We start from the raw sequence: 13,108 nt of genomic DNA, 5'->3' as shown, positions 1-13,108 counted from the left end.
CCACAAAAAGAAACTCTGCGTTGAAAAAAAACTTGAGTATTTCCTGCACTCAAATATCTTAGCTTCAAATTGGTTTAAACCAGATGAGCGAAATGAAAAAGAAAAACAATGTTGATGTGCTCAGAGAGCGCTTTGAAAGCTGGTTAAACGAGAATAATTTACCAGCGGGCTCCAAATTGCCCTCGGAGAGAGAGTTATGTGAGCTGCTGGATGCAAAGCGTATGACCTTACGTCAGGTTCTGATTGAGCTTGAGATCGATGCGCGTATTTTCCGCAAGAACCGCAGTGGTTGGTTTATTTCATCGAAGCGATTTATTTATAACCCTAAATCACTTTCCAGCTTCAATGCTGAAGCTTGTGCTCAGGGACGTAAGCCTTTTTGGGATTATTTAACCAAAGAAACCATTGATACAGTTCCGCATCATGTTGATGATGTTTTTCTCTCCTCCGGCGATCGCTATTTAGTTACCGGCTGGTGCGGCCTTGATTCACATAAAGTGTTTTACCATGAATCCTATATTGATGCCGATGTTGCGCCAGGATTCATTAATAAATTGGGCAATCAGTCTTTTGCCAGCGTCTGGGAAGATGCGTTTGGCCATGTTTTAAATATCAAAGAAATGATTTTTAAACCGGTCAATATGCCAGAAGTGGCCTGCAAAGAGCTGGGTGTTGCGCCTAATACGTATGGAATTTTAGTAGAAAAACATCGGGCTACCCGAGATAAAAAAGTGGTTCAGGTTGATTTCGAATACTGGCGACTTGAATCAGTGGAACTTGTTATTCGCGATGAATGAGAAAAATAATGGGAAAATGTAACCAAGAACTTCTTGCGGAACGCGCGAGAAATATACCGCTGTACCTACATGCTTATGCTTTTCATCTGAATATGCGCTACGAGAGAGTCCTGCCGGGGGATCTTCTGGATATTGCGCATCAGCAAAAATTGAAGGGTGTAAAAATACATGTTGAGGATGGTGAGTCCCAATCACTGCAGAAACTGAACGATCAGCAGCTACACGATTTTAAAGAAAAGGCTAAAAAATATAATCTGGATGTGCATATCGAAACGAGCGCATCGGATAAGGCAACATTGACGGATGCAATCCGTATTGCTGTTGCTACTGGTGCAACTTCAGTGCGTTTCTACCCGCGTTATGAAGGGTATCTGAACGATGTTATGGCGAAGATTGCCAATGATATTGCGTGGCTGTCTCAGTATGACGATTGCGGACTAAGCTTTACTATCGAACAGCATGAAGATCTGCAAGGCCATGAGCTGGTGACGCTGGTTAATAATAGCGGGATGAAAAATCTCTCTATTCTGTTTGATTTTGGCAACATGATTAATGCCAATGAGCAGCCGCTTTCTGCGTTAGAGGTTATGTCTCCTCTGATCACTCAGGTGCATATCAAAGACGCAAAAATTATTAAAGAAGGTAAAGGCTGGGGGCATGAGGCTTGTCGTTCAGGACACGGCGATTTACCCATGGAAGAGATGCTTAAGGCATTATTACTTTTAGGTGAAGATAAACCGCAAGTACATGCTTTTGGCCTGGAAGAAGAAGTTGAATATTATGCCCCTGCATTTCGCTTCGACGATGAGGGTGATAATCCATGGATCCCATGGCGCGATGCAAGTTATACGCCGCTGCCTGACTGCAACATGATTGATGCGCGACTGGCGCAGGAAAAAGAACATGCTCTTGCCCAAATAAAATATATCCGTGATATATGTGACAAGTTTATAGGCAATTAATTAGTTTTCTTAAAATATTATTAAATGCGGAAAGGATTATGAAAATAATCCCCTGGCGTTATTAATTATACAATTTAATTTAGATATTTCTCTCAACAAGCAATGAGGGTTTAATCATGTTCATGAATAAATGGGCAAGGCTCTGTTTTTTGATTTTAGGCGGCGGCACGATATTCAAGCTTTCGAGTATGAAAGATGTTTTCTATGTGCCAATGCAGAATGACTGGGGTTTAACTAATACGCAAATTGGGTTGAGCTTTACGGTTTATACGATTGTTCAGACAACCGGACTTTTTCTTTCTCTCTATATCGCAGACCGTTACTCCAAGAAAATATTATTACCGTTCGGTCTGATTGGCGTTGGGTTATGTGGCTTATACCTGGCAACGCTACCGTCATTTACCGGTTATCTCATTTGCTTTGCCGCGATGGCTTTCTTTGCCGATGTGGTTTATTGGCCGGTATTGCTGAAAGCCGTTCGTTTGCTGGGAACGAAAGAAGAACAAGGACGCATGTTCGGCTTTTTAGAAGCCGGACGTGGCGTGGTGGATGTTATCGTTGCATCTGGCGCTCTGTTTGTCTTCGTCCAGTTTGGTGAAGGTAAAGCGGGGATGCAGGCGGGCCTGTTGTTCTATACGGTAATTACGCTTGTGGCAGGTATTGTGACGTACTTTATTGTCGATGATGACAAAGTGAAAGGCGGCGAGAAAACCAGTGCCAACATGGAAGTGTTAAAGGGTATCAAACATGTTTTGTCCTGCCCTAATGTTTGGCTGGCTTCTTTAGGTATTTTCTTCGTTTATGCCGCGTACTGTGGACTGACTTACTTTATTCCATTCTTAAAAGATATCTATATGCTGCCGGTAGCGCTCGTCGGTGCGTACGGCATCATCAACCAGTATGCGTTAAAAATGGTAGGTGGGCCGATTGGTGGAATGTTGGCAGATAAAGTTGCTAAATCACCGACAGTGTATCTGAAGTGGACGTTCCTGATCTCTGCTGTAGCGATGCTTGTGTTCATGCAGTTACCGCATCAAACAATGAACGTGTATATCGGTATGGCGGCGACATTAGGGTTCGGAGCGATTATCTTCTCACAGCGCGCCATTTTCTTCGCGCCAATGGATGAGATCGGTACCCCACGTGAGTATGCGGGCTCGGCAATGGCATTTGGTTGCATCATCGGTTATATGCCAGCGATGTTTGCGTACACGTTGTACGGCTATTTGCTGGATACCAATAGCGGCATCACTGGCTACAACTATGTCTTTAGCGTGATGATTGCGTTCAGCTTAATGGGCTTTATCTGTTCGACCATTCTGGTGAAGCGGATTAAAAAGCAAAAGCTAGCGGCGGCAGAAGTGACAGCATAAAGTGAGGGCTTCCCCGGCACGAGGCTACCGGGGAAGCCTGTTAAGCGCGTTTATACAGCGGTAACCAAATCACCAGCCGTAAACCACCCAGCGGGCTGTCTTCGGCCTTCACCCAGCCACGATGCTGCTGAATTGCGGTTTCAACAATCGCCAGACCCAGACCTGTTCCGCCAGACTCGCGATCGCGCGCCTCATCGGTACGATAGAACGGACGGAAAATCTGTTCTCTGTCTTCAGGGCTAACGCCTGGGCCATCATCGTCCACGGTGATGGTAATCCCGTCGATATCCACCGCGAAGCCAACTTCAATCTTCGTATGTGAATAGCGCAGGGCATTGCGCACAATGTTTTCCAGCGCACTTTCCAACGCATTTGGGTTACCGTACAGCGGCCACGGACCCGGCGGGAAATTCACCGTGAGTGATTTACCCATCTGCTCAGCTTCAAAGGCGGCGTTATCCAGCACTTCGCCCCACAGCTGATTAGCTTTCACTGTTTCACTGACCAGCGCGTTTTTCTGCTGATTACGTGACATCACCAGCAGGTCGTTGATCATGCTGTCCAGTCGGTGTGCTTCTGTTTCAATGCGCTCCAGCTCTTTGCTCTCACCGCTACGACGGCGCAGCAGAGCGGTGCCCAGTTGCAGACGCGTTAGCGGTGTTCTCAGCTCGTGAGAGATGTCCGACAGCAGGCGTTGCTGTGTGGTCATCATCCGTTCCAGCGCTGTCACCATCTGGTTAAAGCTGGCGCCTGCCGCCAGAAACTCCTGCGGACCGGCTTCCAGTTCCGGATGCTGACGCAGGTTGCCCTGGGCCACTTCATCCGCCGCGTTTTTCAACTTACGCGCAGGTTTCGCCAGACTCCAGGCAAGCCAAAGCAATAGCGGTGAGCTGACTAACATGGTGACGATCAGCAACAGCAGCGGTCGGTCGAACAGCAGGTTGATAAAGTCAGATTGTGAGCTGCTGGCAGGTCGTATGAGATACAGCTGGTAGTTATCTTCACCGTCTCTGACGGAGAAAGGCCCGACCATCTCAACGCGACCGTATTTTTTCTTTTGCGGATGGTCGGCGTTATCGGCCTGACCAATAAAGTTACGAATGATCTGCATTTCGTTGCGTTCTGCGCCGATCACGCGTCCTTCCGTCGTAACAAGTAATAACCGCTGTCCTGGCGGCGCCCACTTGTCTATCGCCCGAAACAAGCGACGCCACCACATCAAATCGTTGGGTGGATCGTTCGCCAGTTCAGCTTCAACGTGTTGCTCAATCATTAACCCCTGGCGCTGCTCGCTATCCAGTAGCTCGGTCATCTGGCGTGAATCGAGCTTGGGTAACATCAGTACCAACATTAACACCAGTGCCAGCGTCAACCAGAAGATGGCAAAGATGCGTGCGGTTAAGCTCCCTATCATGAAGCGGAGACCATCAGGTAGCCGCGACCACGCAGGGTTTTAAACCACGGGTGTCCGTCTTTACGCTCTGGCAGCTTACGACGCAGGTTCGAGATATGCATGTCGATCGCGCGATCGAAAGGCGTCAGGCGTTTGCCCAGCACTTCCTGGCTCAGGTGCTCACGCGAAACCACCTGACCGAGATGCTGAGCCAGCAAATAGAGCAGGGTGAATTCGGTGCCGGTTAACTCCAGAATTTGCCCGTCAAAGCTGGCTTCCTGGCGACCCGGATTAAGGCTTAACGCATCTACTTCCAGCGTCGGCGAGCCGTTATCGCTGTTCTGCTGCTGTTCGCTCCAGTGTGAGCGACGTAGAATAGCGCGGATGCGCGCGACCAGTTCACGGTCGTTAAACGGTTTAGGTAAATAGTCGTCCGCGCCCAGCTCAAGGCCAAGTACGCGATCCAATTCGCTGCCGCGAGCGGTCAGCATGATTACAGGTGTCTGGTGTGTCTGACGAAGTGCTTTCAGCGTATCAATGCCGTTTTTCTTCGGCATCATGACGTCGAGCAAAAGTAAATCGATGCTGTCATCCAGAAGCTCAAGCGCCTGTTCCCCATCATAGGCAACCAGCACATCGAAACCTTCCATTTCGAGCAACTCCTTTAACAGGGAAGTCAGCTCTCGGTCATCATCAACTAACAGGATTTTATTCATTGTTTACGTACCTCCGAGGCAGAAATTACGTCATCAGGCGTCGCTAATCTATGACTTTACGTTGTTTTACACCCCCTGACGCATGTTTGCAGCCCGAATCGTAAACTGTCTCTCGTTGAATCGCGACAGAAAAGATTTTGGGAGCAAGTGATGGGCAAAGTTACCGCTGCCGTCATGGCCTCAACGCTGGCACTCAGTACATTTAGCCATGCAGCTGAAGTCGTCACAGGCGATCACTGGCACCTGGGTGAAGGCTCATCGCAACGCAGCGTTCAGAGCCACATGTTTGACGGTATCAGTTTAACCGAACATCAACGTCAACAGATGCGAGATTTAATGCAGCAGGCAAGACACGAACAGCCTCCTGTTAATGTTAGCGAAATGGAGACAATGCATCGCCTTGTCACCGCAGAGAAATTTGATGAAAGCGCAGTGCGCGCTCAGGCAGAAAGAATGGCGCAAGAACAGGTTGCCCGCCAGGTTGAAATAGCCAGGATCCGCAACCAGATGTATCGCCTGTTAACGCCCGAGCAGCAAGCGGTTTTAAATGAGAAACATGAACAACGAATGGAGCAACTGCGCGACGTAGCGCACTGGAAAAAAAGCTCATCGTTGAATTTATTGAGTAGTAGCAACTCACGTTCCCAGTAGTAACCCTGTTTTCCTTGCCATAGACACCATCCCTGTCTTCCCCCACATGATGTGGGGGTTTTTTTTGCCCAAAATTTGTCCCTCGGTTATTGCCTGACTGTTTTACTTCATCCGTTATACTAGCGGCATATCCTGGCAGGAGTGTTTATGAATCAAACCTATGGGCGGCTGGTGAGCCGGGCGGCAATCGCGGCGACCGTGATGGCATCGCTGTTACTTTTGATCAAAATTTTCGCGTGGTGGTACACCGGATCGGTCAGTATTCTGGCAGCACTGGTGGATTCGCTGGTGGACATCGCGGCGTCATTAACCAACCTGTTGGTGGTGCGCTATTCGCTGCAGCCCGCCGATGATGAACATACGTTCGGCCACGGAAAAGCGGAATCGCTGGCGGCGCTGGCGCAAAGCATGTTTATTTCCGGTTCGGCGCTGTTTTTATTCCTGACCGGGATTCAGCATCTCATTCAACCCACGCCGATGAAAGATCCCGGCGTTGGGGTGGTTGTCACCATTATTGCGTTAGTGTGTACAATCATTCTGGTCTCGTTTCAGCGCTGGGTAGTGAAGCGTACGCAAAGTCAGGCCGTTCGGGCAGATATGCTTCATTATCAGTCTGATGTTATGATGAACGGTGCGATTCTCATTGCGCTCGGGCTGGCATGGTACGGCTGGCATCGTGCGGATGCCTTGTTTGCGCTCGGGATTGGCATCTATATTTTATATAGCGCATTACGCATGGGGTATGAGGCAGTGCAATCTTTGCTGGATCGCGCTTTACCCGATGAGGAACGTCAGGAAATTATTGATATCGTGACGTCATGGCCTGGAGTCAGCGGCGCTCACGATCTTCGCACGCGGCAGTCAGGGCCGACCCGCTTTATTCAGATTCATTTGGAAATGGAAGATAATCTGCCGCTCGTTCAGGCGCATTTAGTGGCTGAACAGGTTGAGCAGGCAATTTTACGGCGTTTCCCGGGATCGGATGTCATCATTCATCAGGATCCCTGTTCAGTCGTACCCAAGGAAGGCAAGATGTTTGAGCTTTCATAATTCGTTGTAAAAAAAGTGAACCGGGCCAGCATTTTGTGTATAAATTACCACCATTTGGCCTGACCTGAATCAATTCAGCAGGAAGTGATTGTTATACTATCTGCATATTCGTTGGATCGTTTCGATATGCGGAATCGACTTCCGGCAGCAGATTTCATTTTGCATTCCAAAGTTCAGAGGTAGTCATGATTAAGAAAATCGGTGTGTTGACAAGCGGCGGTGATGCGCCGGGCATGAACGCAGCAATCCGTGGTGTTGTACGTGCAGCGTTGACGGAAGGGCTGGAAGTCATGGGGATCCATGATGGCTACCTGGGTTTGTATGAAGACCGTATGGTCCAGCTTGACCGCTACAGCGTGTCCGACATGATCAACCGTGGCGGTACTTTCCTCGGTTCTGCTCGCTTCCCGGAATTCCGTGATGAAAACGTACGTGCGGTGGCGATCGAAAACCTGAAGAAGCGTGGCATCGACGCCCTGGTTGTTATCGGGGGTGACGGTTCTTACATGGGTGCAAAACGCCTGACTGAAATGGGCTTCCCGTGCATCGGTCTGCCGGGCACTATCGACAACGATATCAAGGGCACTGACTACACCATCGGCTACTTCACCGCGCTGGGTACTGTCGTTGAAGCGATTGACCGCCTGCGTGATACCTCTTCTTCTCACCAGCGTATTTCTATCGTTGAAGTGATGGGCCGCTACTGTGGTGACCTGACCCTGGCAGCAGCGATTGCCGGTGGCTGTGAGTTCGTGGTGGTTCCGGAAGTGGAATTCAGCCGTGACGATTTGGTTACTGAAATCAAAGCAGGTATCGCGAAAGGTAAAAAACACGCAATCGTAGCGATCACTGAACACATGTGTGACGTTGACGAATTGGCGCATTACATTGAGAAAGAAACGGGTCGTGAAACGCGTGCAACCGTACTGGGTCACATCCAGCGTGGTGGTTCCCCGGTTCCTTACGACCGTATTCTGGCATCCCGTATGGGCGCCTATGCCATTGAACTTCTGCTGGAAGGTCACGGCGGTCGCTGCGTAGGTATTCAGAACGAGCAGCTGGTTCACCATGACATCATCGACGCTATCGAAAACATGAAGCGTCCGTTCAAAGGTGACTGGCTGGACTGCGCGAAGAAACTGTATTAATTGCAATTGCCGGATGGCGGCTTGCGCCTTATCCGGCCTACATGATGCAAATCGTAGGCCTGATAAGCGTAGCGCCATCAGGCAAAAACTCGACTCCATATATTCCCCCAAGTTATAGCAAATCTTTTTTTATTCTTTAATGTTTGGATGCCTTTCTGGCACGCTTTGCTCATCACAACACTACCTAAGAGAGCTGGGCGATGAACAAATGGGGCGTAGGGTTAACATTATTGCTGGCATCGACCAGCGTTCTGGCAAAGGATATTCAGTTACTTAACGTATCGTACGATCCAACGCGTGAACTGTACGAGCAGTACAATAAGGCCTTCAGCGCGCACTGGAAGCAGGAAACGGGCGACAACGTCGTGATTCGCCAGTCGCATGGTGGTTCGGGTAAACAGGCGACCTCCGTCATCAACGGCATTGAAGCCGATGTCGTGACGCTGGCACTGGCTTACGACGTGGATGCCATTGCTGAACGTGGCCGTATCGATAAAAACTGGATTAAACGCCTGCCGGATAACTCTGCGCCTTACACCTCCACCATCGTATTCCTGGTCCGCAAAGGCAATCCCAAACAAATTCATGACTGGAACGATTTAATCAAACCGGGCGTGTCGGTCATTACGCCAAACCCGAAAAGCTCCGGCGGAGCTCGCTGGAACTATCTGGCGGCATGGGGCTATGCCCTGCACCACAACAACAACGATCAGGCCAAGGCACAAGACTTTGTGAAGGCCCTGTATAAAAACGTTGAGGTACTCGATTCTGGTGCACGTGGTTCAACCAATACCTTCGTTGAACGTGGTATCGGTGATGTGCTGATTGCCTGGGAAAACGAAGCGCTGTTGGCAACGAACGAGCTGGGCAAAGATAAATTCGAGATAGTGACCCCGAGTGAATCTATCCTCGCGGAGCCGACCGTGTCCGTGGTTGATAAAGTGGTGGAAAAGAAAGACACCAAAGCGGTGGCGGAAGCTTACCTGAAGTATCTCTACTCTCCGGAAGGTCAGGAAATTGCGGCGAAAAACTACTATCGTCCACGTGATGCAGACGTTGCGAAGAAATACGAAAACGCATTTCCGAAGCTGAAGCTGTTCACTATCGACGAAGAGTTTGGCGGCTGGACGAAAGCGCAGAAAGAGCACTTCTCTAACGGCGGTACGTTCGACCAAATCAGTAAACGATAAATAAGTCTCTGATTTACCGACCCGGTGGCCTAACGCGACCGGGTTTTTTATTTGTCATGGTTTTGCGTTACTCTTGCCCTTCAATGGGATACAGGAAACGCGTAATGAAAAAAGCAGGCTATCTTTTACTGGCGGTGATTGTGGTCGCCGCCGCTGCAGGTATCGGGTACTGGAAATTCACCGGCAACCCGGACGCATTACGCCAGATCGTTCTTCAGCAATGCCTGCCGCACCAGTTGCAGCAGCAGGACCCCGCACCATGCGCTGAAGTAAAGCCGGATGCTGGATATGTGGTGTTCAAAGACCGTAACGGCCCACTGCAATATCTGTTGATGCCTACCTGGCGGATCAACGGTACGGAAAGTCCGCTGTTGTTGAAATCAGGCACACCGAACTTTTTCTGGCTGGCCTGGCAGGCGCGTAGCTTTATGAGCCAAAAATACGGCCAGGAAATCCCTGACAAAGCAGTCTCTCTGACCATTAACTCACGTAGCGGGCGTACGCAAAATCACCTGCATATTCATATCTCCTGCCTGCGAACCGATGTCAGAAAGCAGCTGGATGACAACCTGGCGAAAATCAGCACCCGCTGGCTACCATTACCGGGTGGGCTGCGCGGTCATGAATATCTGGCACGTCGCGTCACGGAAAATGAACTGGCACAACGCAGCCCGTTTATGATGCTGGCGGAAGAGGTGCCGGATGCGCGTGAGCATATGGGCAGCTATGCGTTGGCGATGGTGCGCCAGAGCGACGAATCCTTTGTCCTGCTGGCTACTCAGCGCAATCTGCTGGCACTGAATCTCGCCTCCGCTGAGGAAATTCAGGATCATCAATGTGATATTCTGCGTTAACCCCACCTAATCTGGCGTTTACTCCGCATGCCTGTCCCCGTATTCTTGTTGAAAAAAACAACAGGAGACAGGCATGTCGCTCTGGCTTACACACCCTCTGTTTATCCCCTCTCTGGTGGTTGGTATCACCATTCTGCTCTGGGCTACGTCGCTGCTGCCGGAGTTTATAACGGCGCTGCTGTTCTTTGCCGTGGCGATGGTCGCCAAAATCGCGCCACCGGATGTGATTTTTGGCGGCTTTGCGTCCTCCGCATTCTGGCTGGTGTTTAGCGGCTTTGTACTGGGTATTGCGATTCGTAAAACGGGGCTGGCGGACAGGGCGGCGAGGGCGCTGTCATCGAGGTTGACTGATTCCTGGCCGTTAATGGTGGCGAGCGTAGTGCTGCTGAGTTACGCGCTGGCATTTGTAATGCCATCCAACATGGGCCGCATTGCGCTGCTGATGCCGATTGTCGCGGCGATGGCGAAACGAGCCGGAATTAACGAAGGCACGCGCGCCTGGTATGGTCTGGCACTGGCCGTCGGGTTTGGGACGTTCCAGCTTTCTGCGACGATTTTACCCGCTAACGTACCGAATCTGGTGATGAGCGGCGCGGCGGAAGGCTCTTACGGCATCCACCTCAATTATCTTCCCTATTTGCTGCTGCATACGCCGGTTCTGGGTTGGCTTAAAGGCGCGGTGCTCATTGTGCTTATCTGCTGGTTGTTCCCTGGCAAGCCGCATGCGCCGCGCGATCTCACGCCGCCGGAGCCGATGAGCCGGGATGAAAAACGTCTGGCCTGGATGTTAGCGGTGGTGCTGTTCTTGTGGGTAAGCGAAAGCTGGCACGGTATTGGCCCCGCGTGGACCGGGCTGGCGGCGGCAGTTATCACATTGCTACCACGGGTTGGCTTTATCAATGGCGACGAGTTTTCCGCTGGGGTCAACATTCGTACCTGTATTTATGTGGCGGGTATTCTGGGGCTGGCGATCACCGTCACGCAGACCGGTATTGGTAGCGCCGTTGGCGAAGCGCTGTTACAGGTGATGCCGCTGGATGCGGAAAAGCCGTTTACCAGTTTCCTCGCGCTGACCGGTATTACCACTGCGCTTAATTTTATTATGACGGCGAACGGTGTTCCGGCGCTGTATACCACGTTGGCGCAAAGCTTTGCCGATGCGACGGGATTCCCACTGCTGTCGGTGATTATGATCCAGGTGCTGGGTTATTCCACACCACTGTTGCCGTATCAGGCTTCACCGATCGTGGTGGCGATGGCGCTCGGGAAAGTACCTGCAAGGGCGGGGATGCTGCTGTGTATCGCACTGGCGGCGGCAACATATCTGATTCTTCTGCCGCTGGATTACGCTTGGTTTACGGTGTTGGGAAAACTGTAGCTGTATCAAAATGTTAATTTTTTGTTTTGTGAGTGAGTGAATTGTATTATGCGCGGCAATATTGGTTAATGCCTGAGCGCAGATTTGCGCACTGGAAATTCAAGGATTGATTCATGGACAGTTTAACCCCCATCCGCTGTTGGCCTGCCATCATCTCGCTCGTGATTACGCTGACCATCTGGTTTGTTATCCCGTGTCCACCTGACGTAACCCCGCAAGCGTGGCACCTGCTGGCACTGTTTATTGGTACGATCGCTGCGATTATCGGTAAAGCCATGCCGATTGGCGCAATTGCGATTGTGGCGATTATGCTGGTGGCGATGACTGGCGTTACTAACCCCGGCAAACCCTCCGCGGCGTTGAACGATGCGTTGAGTGGTTTTTCTAACCAGCTAATCTGGCTGATCGGTTTATCCATTATGCTGTCGCAAAGTCTGTTAAAGACTGGCCTGGGAGCGCGTATTGGCTACGGGTTTATTGCGCTATTTGGTAAAAGAACGCTGGGCATTGCGTGGGCATTAACCCTTGCGGAAACGCTAATTGCACCCGTAACGCCAAGCAATACCGCGCGTGGCGGCGGCATTATCCACCCGGTAATGCGGGCGATTGCGGAGAGCCTCGGCTCGCAGCCAGGCCATGCCGAGAATGGCTCAACGGGCCGTTATCTCGCGCTGGTGAACTACAACATTAACCCGATCAGCTCGGCAATGTTCATCACTGCGACCGCACCTAACCCGTTAATCGTCAGCTTTTTGACGAAGGGGACGGATGGCGTGCTGAACATGACCTGGGGAATGTGGGCTATTGCGGCGCTTCTTCCTGCTCTGGTATCACTGGTTGTCATGCCGATTGTAATCTGGTGGCTCTATCCGCCAGCTATCACGCGCACGCCAAATGCGCCGCAGTTCGCGCAGCAAAAACTGGATGCGCTGGGTCCACTATCACTGGCAGAAAAAATCACCCTGGCAGTGTTCATTTTGCTGCTCTGCCTGTGGGCGGGTGTTCCAGCGATGCTGATGGGCAGTGCCTGGAGCGTAAACCCTACCAGCGCCGCGTTAATTGGATTGTCGATTCTATTGATGGCGGGCGTATTGAGCTGGGATGACATTCTTAAATGCCGCGGGGCATGGGATACGATAGTCTGGTTTGCCGCGCTGGTGATGATGGCAGATTTTCTCAGCAAACTGGGGTTGGTGGGATGGCTGGCAACCAGTGTTGGTAGTGCAATCGACCATCTTGGCGTGCACTGGAGTGTTGCAACGCTGCTGTTGATTCTGCTTTACGTCTACTCGCACTACTTTTTCGCCAGCACAACTGCGCATATTACGGCTATGTTCGCTGCGTTCTTCGCCGCAGGATTAGGCCTCGGCGCGCCACCAGCATTGCTTGGTTTAATGCTCGGTTTCTCCTCCTCTTTGATGATGTCGCTCACGCACTATGGCACGGGTACTGCGCCGATCATCTTTGGTTCGGGCTATGTCACGCTGGCGGAGTGGTGGAAAACGGGCCTGGTGATGAGTGTGGTCAACCTGACCATTTGGGGGGTGACCGGCGCCTTCTGGTGGCACTGGTTGGGATACTGGTAGTTAATACAGC

Annotated in this window: 12 protein-coding genes; 10 read left to right on the top strand and 2 right to left on the bottom strand. The window is 50.9% G+C overall.

What is annotated here, in order from left to right; all coding sequences use genetic code 11:
* Positions 1–92 precede the first annotated feature (92 nt).
* From OGY71_RS00830 to OGY71_RS00820, 3 genes are all read left to right on the top strand, one after another.
* Entirely contained in the window at positions 93–797 is a 705-nt protein-coding gene (locus tag OGY71_RS00830) for a GntR family transcriptional regulator (protein WP_003825231.1), read from the top strand.
* An 8-nt stretch (positions 798–805) separates the two neighbouring features.
* Positions 806–1,759: a sugar phosphate isomerase/epimerase family protein gene (locus OGY71_RS00825; RefSeq protein WP_126319621.1), complete on the top strand. Its 954-nt coding sequence runs from the start codon at positions 806–808 to the stop codon at positions 1,757–1,759.
* Positions 1,760–1,881: 122 nt separating this feature from the next.
* Positions 1,882–3,132, top strand: a complete 1,251-nt coding sequence (locus OGY71_RS00820) for an MFS transporter (RefSeq protein ID WP_122973888.1) — start codon at positions 1,882–1,884, stop codon at positions 3,130–3,132.
* Positions 3,133–3,172: 40 nt separating this feature from the next.
* On the opposite strand, the gene cpxA is transcribed toward OGY71_RS00820, so the two are convergent.
* Both cpxA and cpxR read right to left on the bottom strand, forming a co-directional pair.
* Complete coding sequence (gene cpxA / locus OGY71_RS00815) at positions 3,173–4,546, bottom strand: envelope stress sensor histidine kinase CpxA (RefSeq protein WP_003028758.1); 1,374 nt, start codon at positions 4,544–4,546, stop codon at positions 3,173–3,175.
* Positions 4,543–5,241: an envelope stress response regulator transcription factor CpxR gene (cpxR, locus tag OGY71_RS00810; protein ID WP_003028763.1), complete on the bottom strand. Its 699-nt coding sequence runs from the start codon at positions 5,239–5,241 to the stop codon at positions 4,543–4,545. Before cpxR ends, cpxA begins: the two co-directional genes overlap by 4 nt.
* A gap of 150 nt (positions 5,242–5,391) precedes the next feature.
* On the opposite strand from cpxR, the gene cpxP reads away from it, so the two are divergent.
* The 7 genes from cpxP to OGY71_RS00775 all read left to right on the top strand — a co-directional run bounded on the left by cpxP (position 5,392) and on the right by OGY71_RS00775 (position 13,098).
* Complete coding sequence (gene cpxP, locus OGY71_RS00805; RefSeq protein WP_008787022.1) at positions 5,392–5,892, top strand: cell-envelope stress modulator CpxP; 501 nt, start codon at positions 5,392–5,394, stop codon at positions 5,890–5,892.
* A 147-nt stretch (positions 5,893–6,039) separates the two neighbouring features.
* A complete protein-coding gene (fieF, locus tag OGY71_RS00800; protein ID WP_003825216.1) occupies positions 6,040–6,942 on the top strand; it encodes a CDF family cation-efflux transporter FieF in 903 nt (300 codons plus the stop codon).
* Positions 6,943–7,127: 185 nt separating this feature from the next.
* On the top strand, positions 7,128–8,090 hold the full coding sequence (gene pfkA, locus OGY71_RS00795; protein WP_003825214.1) for a 6-phosphofructokinase: 963 nt from the start codon (positions 7,128–7,130) through the stop codon (positions 8,088–8,090).
* Positions 8,091–8,290: 200 nt separating this feature from the next.
* Positions 8,291–9,280, top strand: a complete 990-nt coding sequence (gene sbp, locus OGY71_RS00790; protein ID WP_063941738.1) for a sulfate/thiosulfate ABC transporter substrate-binding protein Sbp — start codon at positions 8,291–8,293, stop codon at positions 9,278–9,280.
* 104 nt (positions 9,281–9,384) lie between these two features.
* Positions 9,385–10,134: a CDP-diacylglycerol diphosphatase gene (locus OGY71_RS00785; protein ID WP_020996109.1), complete on the top strand. Its 750-nt coding sequence runs from the start codon at positions 9,385–9,387 to the stop codon at positions 10,132–10,134.
* Between the two features lie 73 nt (positions 10,135–10,207).
* Positions 10,208–11,512 (top strand): SLC13 family permease, encoded by a 1,305-nt coding sequence (locus OGY71_RS00780; RefSeq protein ID WP_126957433.1) that lies wholly within the window; start codon positions 10,208–10,210, stop codon positions 11,510–11,512.
* Between the two features lie 113 nt (positions 11,513–11,625).
* Entirely contained in the window at positions 11,626–13,098 is a 1,473-nt protein-coding gene (locus OGY71_RS00775; protein ID WP_218667709.1) for a DASS family sodium-coupled anion symporter, read from the top strand.
* Positions 13,099–13,108: the final 10 nt, after the last annotated feature.

Origin of the sequence: Citrobacter sp. Cpo109, assembly GCF_030332565.1 — a bacterium.
GTDB classification, from domain to species: Bacteria; Pseudomonadota; Gammaproteobacteria; order Enterobacterales; family Enterobacteriaceae; genus Citrobacter; species Citrobacter portucalensis.
The sequence above is the reverse complement of the archived record's forward strand: the minus strand, read 5'-3'. Positions and strand labels throughout refer to the sequence as shown.